The following is a 12,445-nucleotide window of genomic DNA, read 5'->3' on the forward strand; positions in this document are numbered from 1 at the left end:
CTACAGGTAGTTGGCGTTGGCAGCGTCCAGGGTGCCCTGGGCCTGCATGATCAGTTCGCAGAACTCGCGCGCAGCGCCTTCACCGCCGCGTGCTTGGGTCACGCCGTGGGCATGCTGGCGAACGAACGGAGCAGCATTGGCGACCGCGATACCCAGCCCTACCCGGCGAATGACCGGTAGGTCGGGCAGGTCATCACCCAGATAGGCGACCTGCTCATAGCTTAGGCCCAGTTCGGCCAGCAGGCCGTCGAGCACCACCAATTTGTCCTCACGGCCCTGGAACAGGTGCGGGATGCCGAGGTTCTTCGCGCGGCGCTCGACCACCGGGGTCTTGCGCCCGCTGATGATCGCCGTGGTCACGCCGCTGGCCATGAGCATCTTGATGCCATGCCCGTCCAGCGTGTTGAAGGTCTTGAACTCGCTGCCGTCCTCGAGGAAGTACAGGCGCCCGTCGGTCAGGACGCCATCTACGTCGAACACGGCGAGCTTGATGGCTTTGCCGCGTTGCATCAGATCCTGGTTCATGTGCAAGGTTCTCATCTACATGACCCCTGCGCGCAGCAGGTCGTGCATGTTCAGGGCGCCGGTAGGGCGGTCGTGTGGGTCGACAACGACCAGTGCGCTGATCTTGTTGTCTTCCATGATCTTCAGTGCCTCGGCGGCGAGCATGTCGGCGCGGGCAGTCTTGCCGTGCACGGTCATCACCTGATCGATCAACGTGCTGTGTATGTCGATGTTGCGGTCCAGGCTGCGGCGCAGGTCGCCGTCGGTGAAGACCCCTGCCAGGGTTCCATCCTGTTCCAGTACGACGGTCATCCCTAAACCTTTACGGGACATTTCAAGCAGTGCGTCCTTGAGCAGGGTGCCGCGTTGTACTTGCGGTAGCTCGTCACCAGCATGCATGACGTTCTCGACCTTGAGCAGCAGGCGACGACCCAGCGCACCGCCGGGGTGCGAAAACGCGAAGTCTTCGGCGGTGAAGCCGCGTGCCTCGAGCAGGGCGATGGCCAGGGCGTCGCCCAGTACCAGTGCCGCTGTGGTAGAGGAGGTGGGCGCCAGGTTCAGCGGGCAGGCTTCCTGGGCAACACGGGCGTCGAGGTTGGCCTCGGCGGCCTGGGCCAGGGGCGAGTCAGGGTTGCCGGTCAGGCTGATCAGCTGGATGCCAAGGCGTTTGATCAGGGGCAGCAGGGTAACGATTTCGGCGGTACTGCCGGAATTGGACAGGGCCAAAATGACATCATCGCGGGTGATCATGCCCATGTCGCCGTGGCTGGCCTCGGCCGGGTGCACGAAGAACGACGGCGTACCGGTGCTGGCCAGGGTGGCGGCAATCTTGTTGCCGATGTGCCCCGATTTGCCCATGCCGACCACAACGACTCGGCCCTTGCTGGCCAGAATCAGCTCGCAGGCTTTGACGAAATTGGCATCGATACTGGCCGCCAAGCCCTGTACTGCCTCGATTTCCAGGCGCAGGGTTCGCTGGGCGGACTGGATCAGCTCATTGGATTGGCTCATGTCGAAAAGCAATGCCTGATGAAAAGGCGGCGATTATAGCTGCAATGGAAGAAAGCCTCATCCTTTCGATTGTCCTATCAAATGTCATCAAACCCTGTCGCTGGCCTGAACGACTCGTTCCATGGCCTTGGGGCCGCACTGTGAGCGGTGCTATAGTTCGCCGCTATTCGGCCCGCGAGGGGCGCGTGTGCCTTCAAGATGAACGCCAGCGTCCACTAGAACGAGGCTGCACTAGCAAGGAGTCTAGATGAGTGTGGATAGCGCCTACGCGGTCGAGTTGAAGGGCGTCACCTTCAAGCGCGGTTCGCGCAGCATTTTCAGCAATGTCGACATACGCATTCCGCGTGGCAAGGTCACCGGCATCATGGGGCCGTCGGGTTGTGGCAAGACCACGCTGCTGCGCCTGATGGGCGCGCAACTGCGTCCGTCCAGTGGTGAAGTGTGGGTTGCCGGGCAGAACCTGCCGAGCCTGTCGCGTAGCGACCTGTTCGATGCACGCAAGCAGATGGGGGTGCTGTTCCAGAGTGGCGCCCTGTTCACCGACCTCGACGTGTTCGAGAACGTTGCGTTCCCGCTGCGTGTGCATACGCAGCTGTCGGACGAGATGATCCGTGACATCGTGTTGATGAAGCTGCAGGCCGTGGGCCTGCGGGGTGCCATCGACCTGATGCCCGACGAGCTTTCCGGCGGCATGAAGCGTCGCGTAGCGCTGGCCCGAGCGATCGCGCTCGATCCGCAGATTCTCATGTACGACGAGCCGTTTGTCGGCCAGGACCCGATCGCCATGGGCGTACTGGTGCGCCTGATCCGCCTGCTCAACGACGCCCTAGGCATCACCAGCATCGTGGTGTCCCACGACCTGGCCGAAACCGCCAGTATTGCCGACTACATCTATGTGGTCGGTGATGGTCAGGTGCTGGGGCAGGGTACGCCCGACGAGCTGATGGGGTCGGACAACCCGCGTATTCGCCAATTCATGAAGGGCGACCCGGACGGCCCGGTACCCTTCCATTTTCCTGCGCCTGACTACCGCGCCGATTTGCTGGGGGCGCGTTGATGCGCAGAAAATCCTTACTCGAACGTATCCGTCTGCTCGGCCGCTCGGCGATCGATGTACTGGCGGTGCTTGGCCGTTCCTGCCTGTTCCTGTTCCATGCACTGGTCGGACGTGGCGGCATCGGTGGCGGTTTCCAGCTGCTGACCAAGCAGCTGTATTCGGTGGGCGTGCTGTCGCTGGCCATCGTTGTGGTCTCCGGTGTGTTCATCGGCATGGTGCTGGCCCTGCAGGGCTACAGCATCCTGACCAAGTACGGCTCCGAGCAGGCAGTCGGGCAAATGGTTGCCCTGACCCTGCTGCGTGAGCTGGGCCCGGTAGTGACTGCGCTGCTGTTCGCAGGCCGTGCCGGTTCGGCACTGACTGCCGAGATCGGCAACATGAAATCCACCGAGCAGCTGTCGAGCCTCGAGATGATCGGTGTCGACCCGCTCAAGTACATCGTCGCACCACGCCTGTGGGCCGGCTTCATTTCGCTCCCGCTGCTGGCGCTGATCTTCAGCGTGGTCGGCATCTGGGGCGGCTCATGGGTCGCGGTGGACTGGCTGGGCGTCTATGAAGGCTCGTTCTGGGCCAACATGCAGAACAGCGTGTCCTTCACCGACGATGTGCTCAATGGGTTGATCAAGAGCCTGGTGTTTGCCTTCGTCAGCACCTGGATCGCCGTATTCCAAGGGTATGACTGTGAGCCCACTTCAGAGGGGATCAGCCGTGCCACCACCAAGACCGTGGTCTACGCCTCGTTGGCAGTACTGGGTCTGGACTTTATTCTGACCGCCTTGATGTTTGGAGATTTCTGATGCAAAACCGCACCCTGGAAATCGGTGTCGGCCTGTTCCTCCTGGCCGGGATCCTGGCGCTGCTGCTGCTGGCCCTGCGTGTCAGCGGGCTGTCGGCCAGCCCGAGCAGCGATACCTACAAAGTTTACGCGTACTTCGACAATATCGCCGGTTTGACTGTCAGAGCTAAAGTGACCATGGCCGGTGTGACGATCGGCAAGGTCACCGCCATCGATCTGGACCGTGATTCCTACACCGGTCGGGTGACGTTGCAGCTGGACAAGAAGGTCGACAACCTGCCGACCGATTCCACTGCCTCGATCCTGACCGCCGGGTTGCTGGGCGAGAAGTACATCGGCATCAGCGTGGGTGGCGAAGAGCAGGTACTCAAGGATGGCGCTACCATCCATGACACGCAGTCGGCGCTGGTGCTGGAAGATCTGATTGGCAAGTTCCTGCTCAACACCGTTGGCAAGGAACCCAAAGAAGCGCAACCGGCTAATTAAGGAGTTTCCATGATTTCGATCCTGCGACGTGGCCTGCTGGTCCTGCTGGCGGCTTTCCCCTTGCTGGCTGTGGCGGCGCCGGGGCAAACCCCGCACGACGTGGTCCAGGGCACGACCAACGAATTGCTGGGTGACCTCAAGGCCAACAAGGAACAGTACAAGACCAACCCGCAGGCCTTCTACGATGCGCTCAATCGCATCCTGGGCCCGGTGGTCGATGCCGACGGCATCTCCAGAAGCATCATGACCGTCAAGTACTCGCGCAAGGCCACGCCTGAGCAGATGCAGCGCTTCCAGGAAAACTTCAAGCGCAGCCTGATGCAGTTCTATGGCAATGCCCTGCTCGAATACAACAACCAGGGTATCGTCGTGGACCCAGCCAAGGCTGACGATGGCAAGCGTGCCAGTGTCGGCATGAAAGTCACCGGCAACAACGGTGCTGTGTACCCGGTGCAATACACCCTCGAGAACCTGGGTGGCGAGTGGAAGGTGCGTAACGTCATCGTCAATGGCATCAACATCGGCAAGCTGTTCCGCGACCAGTTCGCCGATGCCATGCAGCGCAATGGCAACAACCTGGACAAGACCATTGACGGCTGGGCTGGCGAAGTTGCCAAGGCCAAGGAAGCCGCCGATACCTCGCCCGAGAAGACCGTCAAATGAGTGAAACCAGCGTAAGCATGGCCGAGCCGGGTGTTCTGCGCCTGGCGGGCGTGCTGGACTATCGCAGCGGCCCAGCCTTGCGCAAGCAGGGCAAGGCGTTGGTAGACACTTCCCGCGAGTCGCACCTGGTGCTCGATTGCACGGCTGTGCAAAAGTCATCCAGTGTTGGCCTGTCGTTGCTGCTGGCCTTCATCCGTGACGCCCAGGCGGCCGGCAAGGCCTACGAGGTGCGTGGCATGCCTGATGACATGCGGGAAATTGCCGGGGTCTACGACCTCGATGAAGTACTGGCGAGCTGATGGCTCGTTACGCGTGAACAGCCCCTCGGTCAGCGCACGCCCTCGTTGGGCTTCGCAGGCGAGGGGCTTTTTTGTATGATGGCCGACCCGTGCGCATCGGGCGCCGATTGAGGTTGAGCATGCAGGCCGTAGAAGTTAAGAGCTTCCTTGAAGAGAAATTGCCGGGATCCCGGGTCGAAGTTGAAGGCGAAGGCTGCAACTTCCAGTTGAACGTGATCAGCGACGAGTTGGCTGGCCTGAGCCCGGTCAAGCGCCAGCAGGCGATCTATGCTCACCTGAATCCCTGGATCGCCAATGGCAGCATCCATGCGGTAACCATGAAATTTTTCAGCAGCGCAGCCTGGGCTGAGCGCACCTGAGCCAACGTGGCGGCGAGACTCCAATGGACAAACTGATTATTACTGGCGGCGCTCGCCTTGACGGCGAGATCCGCATTTCGGGCGCGAAGAACGCAGCCCTGCCGATTCTGGCGGCGACCCTGCTGGCCGATGGCCCGGTCACCGTGGGCAATCTGCCGCACCTGCACGACATCACCACCATGATCGAGCTGTTCGGGCGCATGGGCATCGAGCCTGTGATCGACGAAAAGCTGGCGGTGGAGATCGACCCACGTACCATCAAGACCCTGGTTGCGCCTTACGAACTGGTCAAGACCATGCGTGCCTCGATTCTGGTGCTCGGCCCCATGGTCGCGCGCTTCGGCAAGGCCGAAGTGGCCCTGCCAGGCGGCTGCGCCATCGGTTCGCGCCCGGTCGACCTGCACATCCGCGGCCTCGAGGCCATGGGCGCGAAGATCGAAGTCGAAGGTGGCTACATCAAGGCCCAGGCGCCTGAAGGCGGCCTGCGTGGCGCACACTTCTTCTTCGATACCGTCAGCGTGACCGGTACCGAGAACATCATGATGGCCGCAGCCCTGGCCAAAGGCCGCAGCGTGCTGCAAAACGCCGCACGTGAGCCTGAAGTGGTCGATCTGGCCAACTTCCTGATCGCCATGGGTGCGAAGGTTCATGGCGCCGGCACCGACACCATCACCATCGATGGTGTCGAGCGCCTGCACTCGGCCAACTACCGCGTCATGCCTGACCGCATCGAGACCGGCACCTACCTTGTCGCCGCAGCCGTGACCGGCGGCCGTGTCAAAGTCAAGGACACCGACCCGACCATCCTCGAAGCGGTGCTTGAGAAACTCAAGGAAGCGGGTGCCGACGTGACCACCGGTGAGGACTGGATCGAACTGGACATGCACGGCAAGCGGCCGAAAGCCGTGAACCTGCGTACCGCTCCGTACCCGGCGTTCCCGACCGACATGCAGGCGCAGTTCATCTCCCTCAACGCCATTGCCGAAGGCACAGGCGCGGTCATCGAGACGATCTTCGAAAACCGCTTCATGCATGTGTATGAGATGCACCGCATGGGCGCGCAGATCCAGGTCGAAGGCAACACCGCCATCGTTACTGGCGTGCCGACGCTCAAGGGTGCTCCGGTCATGGCCACCGACCTGCGTGCATCGGCCAGCCTGGTGCTGTCGGCCTTGGTCGCCGAAGGCGATACCCTGATCGATCGCATCTACCACATCGACCGTGGTTACGAGTGCATCGAAGAGAAACTGCAGATGCTGGGCGCGAAGATCCGCCGCGTACCGGGCTAGTAACCCGCTGGTGCAGGGAGTGGTAGCGGGGTTGCCCCGCGAACAAGCCATCGCGGCATAGGGCACCGGCTTTGCCGGTGTTTGCGGGGCTAGCCCGCTCCCACACACGAATTGAATGCGGTCGGGCCCAGGCCCGGCCGGCAGTAGCCGCTTAAGGACCGACGTTCCAATGTTGACCATCGCGCTTTCCAAAGGCCGCATCCTCGACGACACCCTGCCGCTGCTCGCTGAAGCCGGTATCGTGCCGACCGAGAATCCGGACAAGAGCCGTAAGCTGATCATTCCCACCACGCAGGATGACGTGCGCCTGCTGATCGTGCGCGCCACCGACGTGCCGACCTATGTCGAGCATGGCGCCGCCGACCTCGGTGTGGCCGGCAAGGACGTGCTGATGGAGTACGGCGGCCAGGGCCTGTACGAGCCGCTGGACCTGCAGATTGCCCGCTGCAAGCTGATGACCGCTGGCGTGGTCGGTGCGCCGGAGCCCAAGGGGCGCCTGCGTGTGGCCACCAAGTTCGTCAACGTTGCCAAGCGCTACTATGCCGAGCAAGGCCGCCAGGTCGACATCATCAAGCTCTACGGCTCGATGGAGCTGGCGCCTTTGATCAACCTCGCCGACAAGATCATCGACGTGGTAGACACCGGCAATACCCTGCGCGCCAATGGCCTGGAACCCCAGGAACTGATCGCTACGATCAGCTCACGCCTGGTGGTCAACAAAGCGTCCATGAAGATGCAGCACGCCCGAATCCAAAGCCTGATCGACACCCTGCGCCAAGCTGTCGAATCGCGACACCGCGGCTGACCTCTGCGCGCGACCTTCGCTGTCGCGCCCGTCTATCCGCGTCATAGCCATTTTTCTCGGGTGCCCGCGCGGATGGACTGGTAGCCTAGGGCGCCTGAGCATTCGCTAATAATCGAGGCCCTCGCCATGACCGTGTCCACTGCAATTGCCCGTCTCAACGCTGCTGATCCGGATTTCGCCCGACATCTGGATCATCTGCTGAGCTGGGAAAGTGTGTCTGATGATGCGGTCAACCAGCGCGTGCTCGACATCATCAAGGCCGTGCGTGAGCGCGGTGATGCAGCGCTGGTAGAGTTCACCCAGCGTTTCGACGGTGTCGACGCCACCCGCATCGAGGACCTGATCCTGGGCCGCGAGCGCCTGGAGCTGGCCCTGACCCGCATCACCGCGGCCCAGCGCGAAGCCCTGGAAACCGCTGCCAACCGTGTGCGCATGTACCACGAGCGGCAGAAGCAGGATTCCTGGCAGTACACCGAAGCTGATGGCACCGTGCTCGGCCAGAAGGTCACCCCGCTGGACCGTGCCGGGCTTTATGTGCCAGGTGGCAAGGCGTCGTACCCGTCGTCGGTGCTGATGAACGCCATCCCGGCCAAGGTCGCTGGCGTGGCCGAGGTGGTCATGGTGGTGCCTACCCCGCGTGGTGAAATCAACGAGCTGGTGCTGGCCGCCGCCTGCATCGCCGGTGTCGACCGCGTGTTCACCGTGGGCGGTGCGCAGGCGGTCGCGGCCTTGGCCTACGGCACCGAAAGCGTGCCCCAGGTCGACAAGATCGTTGGCCCGGGCAACATTTACGTGGCCACCGCCAAGCGACACGTGTTCGGCCAGGTCGGTATCGACATGATTGCCGGCCCGTCGGAAATCCTCGTGGTGTGCGACGGCCAGACCGACCCGGACTGGATCGCCATGGACCTGTTTTCCCAGGCCGAGCACGACGAAGATGCCCAGGCCATTCTGGTCAGCCCGGATGCGGCGTTCCTTGACCGTGTTGCCGCCAGCATCGACAAACTGCTGCCGACCATGGAGCGGGCCGAAATCATCGAAAAATCGATCAACGGTCGGGGTGCGCTGATCCAGGTGCGTGACATGCAGCAGGCCATCGACGTGGCCAACCGCATTGCCCCGGAGCACCTGGAGCTGTCGGTCGCCGACCCGCAGGCCTGGCTGCCGCAGATCCGTCATGCTGGCGCGATCTTCATGGGCCGCCACACCAGCGAGGCACTGGGTGACTACTGCGCCGGCCCTAACCATGTGCTGCCGACCTCTGGCACCGCACGTTTCTCGTCGCCGCTGGGGGTGTATGACTTCCAGAAGCGTTCGTCGATCATCTTCTGCTCCGAGCAGGGGGCATCCGAGTTGGGCAACACCGCGTCGATCCTGGCCCGGGGCGAATCGCTGACCGCCCACGCCCGAAGCGCCGAATACCGTATCCTGACCCAAGGCAAGGGGAACTGAACATGAGTCGATTCTGGAGCCCCTTCGTCAAGGACCTGGTGCCTTACGTGCCGGGCGAGCAGCCCAAGCTGGCGCGCCTGGTCAAGCTGAACACCAACGAGAACCCCTATGGCCCGTCGCCCAAGGCGTTGGAGGCCATGCGTGGCGAACTCAACGACAACCTGCGCCTGTATCCGGACCCCAACGGTGACCGGCTCAAGCAGGCGGTGGCCGAGTACTACGGCGTAACCCCTGGGCACGTGTTCGTGGGGAATGGTTCGGACGAAGTATTGGCGCACATCTTCCACGGCCTGTTCCAGCACGGCGGCCCGCTGCTGTTCCCGGATGTCAGCTACAGTTTCTACCCGGTCTACTGCGGCCTGTACGGCATCCCATTCGAGCAGGTGGCACTGGACGAGCAGTTCCAGATCCGCGTCGAGGACTACCACAAGCCCAACGCCGGGATCATCTTCCCCAACCCCAACGCGCCGACCGGTTGCCTGTTGCCGCTGCAGGCGATCGAGCAACTGCTGCAGGCCAACCGTGATTCGGTGGTGGTGGTAGACGAAGCCTACATCGATTTTGGTGGTGAAACGGCGATCAGTCTGGTGGGCCGCTACGACAACCTGCTGGTGACCCAGACACTGTCCAAGTCCCGCTCGCTGGCCGGCCTACGCGTTGGCCTGGCGGTCGGCCACCCGGACTTGATCGAAGCCCTGGAACGTATCAAGAACAGTTTCAACTCTTACCCGCTGGATCGCATGGCGATCGTCGGTGCGGCCGCGGCGTTCGAGGATAAGGCCTATTTCGAAGAGACGTGCCGCAAGGTGATCGACAGCCGCGAGGCACTGGTCGAGCAACTGACCGCCAAAGGTTTTGAGGTGCTGCCCTCGGCCGCCAACTTCATCTTCGCCCGCCACCCGCAGCAGGACGCAGCCGAGCTTGCTGCACGCCTGCGCGAGCAGGGCGTGATCGTGCGCCATTTCAAACAGCAGCGCATCGCTCAGTTCCTGCGGATCACCATTGGTACGCCGGACATGAACAAGGCGCTGATTGACGCACTGGGTTAAAGCCATTGGCCTATTCGCGGGCTTGCCCGCGAATAGGCTGAGGTGAAGTCGGCAGCTAAGGATGCTAGGTATTTGCGCAGAGGCCTGGGCTCCCTTAAGTTATCTAAATTCATCGGATGATTGGTTGAGTAGACATGAGCACTGAGCTGACCAAGCGATCGCTGGTCGAGCTCGCCGTGGAGCGTATGCGTGAGCGCATCCTCCAGGGCGACTGGCAGGTCGGGCAGCGCCTGCCCACCGAGCCTGAACTGGCACTTGAGCTGGGCATAAGCCGCAATACCGTGCGCGAGGCCATGCGTGTGTTGGCCTTCAGTGGCCTGGTGGAAATCCGCCAGGGCGACGGCAGCTACCTGCGTACTTGCCAGGACCCGCTGCAGGCGGTGCAGGCGATGTCCCGCTGTACCCTGGAGCAAGCGCGGGAAACCCGTCACATCCTTGAAACCGAGGCAATCGGGCTGGCTGCGCTGCGGCGTAGCGAAGACGACCTGCACAGACTGCGCGCAGCGCTCAAGGGCAGCGCCGAGCACTTTCATGGCGATGTGGATGCTTATGTCAGCTGCGACCTGGTGTTTCATCAATGCTTGATCGACGCCGCGCACAACCCGGCGCTCAGTGAGCTGTACCGCTATTTTTCCGGCGTGGTGGCCGCAGCGTTGCAGCACAACATGACCACCGTGCCGCGCTGCCAGGCCACCTTCGACCTGCATGGGCAGATCCTCGATGCCATCGAGCATCGCGATTCGGAACGGGCCAAGCGCCTGAGCCGAACCCTTATCGAATCCTGAGAACGAGAAGGCCATGGCCGAACCAATGACCCGTGACACTACCGCCCGTGAGCGGGAACTCGATGAACTGCTGATCGATGCCGAAGCCGATGATGCTCAGGTGCAGCAACAACCGGTGCTGCTGAAGCGGCCATGGCTGCTATTGCTTGGCCTGGTACTGGTGGCGCTGAACTTGCGCCCGGCGCTGTCGAGCATGGCGCCTGTACTCGGCCAGGTCAGTGAAGGTCTGGGCCTGAGTGCTTCACAGGCCGGGCTGCTGACCACCCTGCCGGTGCTGTGCCTGGGCCTGTTCGCACCGTTGGCGCCAATGTTGGCCCGGCGCTTTGGCAGCGAACGCGTGGTCCTCGGCATCCTGTTGACCTTGGCGTTGGGCATTGTATTGCGCAGCACGCTGGGCGAGGCAGGGGTGTTTGCGGGCAGCGTGGTGGCTGGCGCCAGTATCGGCATCATCGGCGTGCTGTTGCCAGGGATCGTCAAGCGCGATTTCCCCAAACACGCAGGCACTCTGACCGGGGTGTACACCATGGCCTTGTGCCTGGGTGCGGCGATGGCAGCGGGCGCCACCGTTCCCCTGGCCCAGCGTTTGGGCGACAGCTGGGCCCTTGGCTTGGGCTTCTGGGTGATTCCGGCGGTGCTGGCCATGCTGGTCTGGCTGCCACAGGTGCGTCAGCGCCATGGTTTGCACAAGGTCGCTTACCGGGTGCGGGGGTTGTGGCGTGACCCCCTGGCCTGGCAGGTAACGCTGTACATGGGGCTGCAGTCGTCACTGGCGTACATTGTCTTTGGCTGGTTGCCGTCGATTCTCATCGGCCGTGGCCTGAGCCCAACCGAGGCCGGCCTGGTGTTGTCAGGCTCGGTGATCGTGCAGTTGGCCAGCTCGCTCAGTGCGCCTTGGCTGGCGACCCGCGGCAAAGACCAGCGGCTGGCGATCGTCGTTGTGATGCTGATTACCTTGGCCGGCCTGTTCGGTTGCCTGTATGCGCCGATTTCCGGCCTGTGGGGCTGGGCAGTGCTGCTGGGGTTGGGCCAGGGCGGGACTTTTGCCTTGGCGTTGACCCTGATCGTGCTGCGTTCGAAGGACGCGCACGTAGCTGCCAACCTGTCGAGCATGGCGCAAGGGGTGGGTTATACCCTGGCATCGATGGGCCCCTTTGCCGTGGGACTGGTGCATGACCTGACCGGGGGCTGGGCGGCGGTGGGCTGGATCTTCGCTGTGCTGGGCGTCGGTGCGATCGTGTTCGGGCTTGGGGCAGGGCGCGCGCTGTACGTGCAGGTGAACAGCGAGAAAGTCTGAAATCCAGGCCGGAAGTGCCGGTCATGTCGCGCGCATTCATGCTGCGAATGAGCATGGCATTACGTCGTTGCGCAGATTATCGTGCATCTACCCATTCCCAGGACGGACCAGCCTATGAGCGACGCCAACCGTGACCTGATCACCCGTTTCTATCAGGCCTTCCAGCGCCTGGACGCCGAAGCCATGGTGGCCTGCTACAGCGACGACATCGTCTTCAGCGACCCGGTTTTTGGCTCCCTGCGCGGCCGCGACGCGGGGGACATGTGGCGTATGCTCACCGCCCGCGCCAAAGACTTTTCCCTCACTTTCGACCAGGTCCGTGCCGACGAGCGCAGCGCGAGCGCGCACTGGGTCGCGACCTACCTGTTCAGCCAGACGGGTCGCACCGTGGTCAATGACATCCAGGCACGTTTCGTCATCCGCGATGGGCTGATCTGCCAGCACGATGATTCCTTCGACCTGTGGCGTTGGTCGCGTCAGGCACTGGGTGCGCCCGGGGTGTTGCTGGGTTGGTCACCGATGTTGCAGAACAAGGTACGCCAGCAGGCGTTCAAAGGGCTGCGTACATTCCAGCAGGCGCGTTGAGCGGTTAAGCT

The 12,445-nt window shown here is 62.6% G+C and carries 15 protein-coding genes; 13 read left to right on the top strand and 2 right to left on the bottom strand.

Annotated features, from left to right (window positions below; translation table 11 throughout):
- Together L6D80_RS06440 and L6D80_RS06445 are read right to left on the bottom strand one after the other, a co-directional pair.
- On the bottom strand, window positions 1–525 hold the full coding sequence (locus L6D80_RS06440) for a KdsC family phosphatase (protein ID WP_054901031.1): 525 nt from the start codon (window positions 523–525) through the stop codon (window positions 1–3).
- A 15-nt stretch (window positions 526–540) separates the two neighbouring features.
- Window positions 541–1,515: a KpsF/GutQ family sugar-phosphate isomerase gene (locus L6D80_RS06445; RefSeq protein WP_054901030.1), complete on the bottom strand. Its 975-nt coding sequence runs from the start codon at window positions 1,513–1,515 to the stop codon at window positions 541–543.
- A gap of 247 nt (window positions 1,516–1,762) precedes the next feature.
- Between L6D80_RS06445 and L6D80_RS06450 the strand changes: the two genes are divergently transcribed.
- The 13 genes from L6D80_RS06450 (at window position 1,763) to L6D80_RS06510 (ending at window position 12,434) form a co-directional block, all read left to right on the top strand.
- Window positions 1,763–2,572, top strand: coding sequence for an ATP-binding cassette domain-containing protein (locus L6D80_RS06450; RefSeq protein WP_043213285.1), 810 nt, complete (start codon window positions 1,763–1,765; stop codon window positions 2,570–2,572).
- Window positions 2,572–3,369, top strand: coding sequence for a lipid asymmetry maintenance ABC transporter permease subunit MlaE (gene mlaE, locus L6D80_RS06455; RefSeq protein WP_054901029.1), 798 nt, complete (start codon window positions 2,572–2,574; stop codon window positions 3,367–3,369). The genes L6D80_RS06450 and mlaE overlap by 1 nt, the downstream gene beginning before the upstream one ends.
- Complete coding sequence (gene mlaD / locus L6D80_RS06460; RefSeq protein ID WP_054901028.1) at window positions 3,369–3,854, top strand: outer membrane lipid asymmetry maintenance protein MlaD; 486 nt, start codon at window positions 3,369–3,371, stop codon at window positions 3,852–3,854. Before mlaE ends, mlaD begins: the two co-directional genes overlap by 1 nt.
- A gap of 9 nt (window positions 3,855–3,863) precedes the next feature.
- Window positions 3,864–4,517, top strand: a complete 654-nt coding sequence (locus tag L6D80_RS06465; protein WP_054901027.1) for an MlaC/ttg2D family ABC transporter substrate-binding protein — start codon at window positions 3,864–3,866, stop codon at window positions 4,515–4,517.
- Entirely contained in the window at window positions 4,514–4,816 is a 303-nt protein-coding gene (locus L6D80_RS06470) for an STAS domain-containing protein (protein ID WP_176513047.1), read from the top strand. The genes L6D80_RS06465 and L6D80_RS06470 overlap by 4 nt, the downstream gene beginning before the upstream one ends.
- A 119-nt stretch (window positions 4,817–4,935) precedes the next feature.
- Window positions 4,936–5,175, top strand: coding sequence for a BolA family protein (locus L6D80_RS06475; RefSeq protein WP_003255121.1), 240 nt, complete (start codon window positions 4,936–4,938; stop codon window positions 5,173–5,175).
- 23 nt (window positions 5,176–5,198) lie between these two features.
- Complete coding sequence (gene murA / locus L6D80_RS06480) at window positions 5,199–6,464, top strand: UDP-N-acetylglucosamine 1-carboxyvinyltransferase (protein ID WP_176513048.1); 1,266 nt, start codon at window positions 5,199–5,201, stop codon at window positions 6,462–6,464.
- 169 nt (window positions 6,465–6,633) lie between these two features.
- Window positions 6,634–7,269, top strand: a complete 636-nt coding sequence (hisG, locus tag L6D80_RS06485; RefSeq protein WP_023382134.1) for an ATP phosphoribosyltransferase — start codon at window positions 6,634–6,636, stop codon at window positions 7,267–7,269.
- Between the two features lie 126 nt (window positions 7,270–7,395).
- Window positions 7,396–8,721, top strand: a complete 1,326-nt coding sequence (hisD, locus tag L6D80_RS06490; protein WP_054901024.1) for a histidinol dehydrogenase — start codon at window positions 7,396–7,398, stop codon at window positions 8,719–8,721.
- Between the two features lie 2 nt (window positions 8,722–8,723).
- Window positions 8,724–9,770: a histidinol-phosphate transaminase gene (hisC, locus tag L6D80_RS06495; RefSeq protein ID WP_176513049.1), complete on the top strand. Its 1,047-nt coding sequence runs from the start codon at window positions 8,724–8,726 to the stop codon at window positions 9,768–9,770.
- A gap of 134 nt (window positions 9,771–9,904) precedes the next feature.
- Window positions 9,905–10,555 (top strand): FadR/GntR family transcriptional regulator, encoded by a 651-nt coding sequence (locus L6D80_RS06500; protein ID WP_176513050.1) that lies wholly within the window; start codon window positions 9,905–9,907, stop codon window positions 10,553–10,555.
- A 13-nt stretch (window positions 10,556–10,568) separates the two neighbouring features.
- The gene (locus L6D80_RS06505) at window positions 10,569–11,849 is read left to right on the top strand and encodes a CynX/NimT family MFS transporter (protein WP_054901021.1); all 1,281 of its coding nucleotides are present in this window, start codon (window positions 10,569–10,571) and stop codon (window positions 11,847–11,849) included.
- Between the two features lie 114 nt (window positions 11,850–11,963).
- The gene (locus L6D80_RS06510) at window positions 11,964–12,434 is read left to right on the top strand and encodes a nuclear transport factor 2 family protein (protein ID WP_176513051.1); all 471 of its coding nucleotides are present in this window, start codon (window positions 11,964–11,966) and stop codon (window positions 12,432–12,434) included.
- Window positions 12,435–12,445 lie beyond the last annotated feature (11 nt).

It is taken from the genome of Pseudomonas ceruminis (genome assembly GCF_021602025.1).
Lineage (GTDB): Bacteria > Pseudomonadota > Gammaproteobacteria > Pseudomonadales > Pseudomonadaceae > Aquipseudomonas > Aquipseudomonas ceruminis.

Coding starts and splice junctions, on each gene's coding strand:
- L6D80_RS06470 (WP_176513047.1), top strand. CDS start 4,514: ATGAGTGAAACCAGCGTAAGCATGGCCGAGCCGGGTGTTCTGCGCCTG.
- L6D80_RS06505 (WP_054901021.1), top strand. CDS start 10,569: ATGGCCGAACCAATGACCCGTGACACTACCGCCCGTGAGCGGGAACTC.
- hisD (WP_054901024.1), top strand. CDS start 7,396: ATGACCGTGTCCACTGCAATTGCCCGTCTCAACGCTGCTGATCCGGAT.
- L6D80_RS06510 (WP_176513051.1), top strand. CDS start 11,964: ATGAGCGACGCCAACCGTGACCTGATCACCCGTTTCTATCAGGCCTTC.
- L6D80_RS06440 (WP_054901031.1), bottom strand. CDS start 525: ATGAACCAGGATCTGATGCAACGCGGCAAAGCCATCAAGCTCGCCGTG.
- hisC (WP_176513049.1), top strand. CDS start 8,724: ATGAGTCGATTCTGGAGCCCCTTCGTCAAGGACCTGGTGCCTTACGTG.
- L6D80_RS06475 (WP_003255121.1), top strand. CDS start 4,936: ATGCAGGCCGTAGAAGTTAAGAGCTTCCTTGAAGAGAAATTGCCGGGA.
- L6D80_RS06445 (WP_054901030.1), bottom strand. CDS start 1,515: ATGAGCCAATCCAATGAGCTGATCCAGTCCGCCCAGCGAACCCTGCGC.
- hisG (WP_023382134.1), top strand. CDS start 6,634: ATGTTGACCATCGCGCTTTCCAAAGGCCGCATCCTCGACGACACCCTG.
- L6D80_RS06450 (WP_043213285.1), top strand. CDS start 1,763: ATGAGTGTGGATAGCGCCTACGCGGTCGAGTTGAAGGGCGTCACCTTC.
- mlaE (WP_054901029.1), top strand. CDS start 2,572: ATGCGCAGAAAATCCTTACTCGAACGTATCCGTCTGCTCGGCCGCTCG.
- murA (WP_176513048.1), top strand. CDS start 5,199: ATGGACAAACTGATTATTACTGGCGGCGCTCGCCTTGACGGCGAGATC.
- L6D80_RS06500 (WP_176513050.1), top strand. CDS start 9,905: ATGAGCACTGAGCTGACCAAGCGATCGCTGGTCGAGCTCGCCGTGGAG.
- L6D80_RS06465 (WP_054901027.1), top strand. CDS start 3,864: ATGATTTCGATCCTGCGACGTGGCCTGCTGGTCCTGCTGGCGGCTTTC.
- mlaD (WP_054901028.1), top strand. CDS start 3,369: ATGCAAAACCGCACCCTGGAAATCGGTGTCGGCCTGTTCCTCCTGGCC.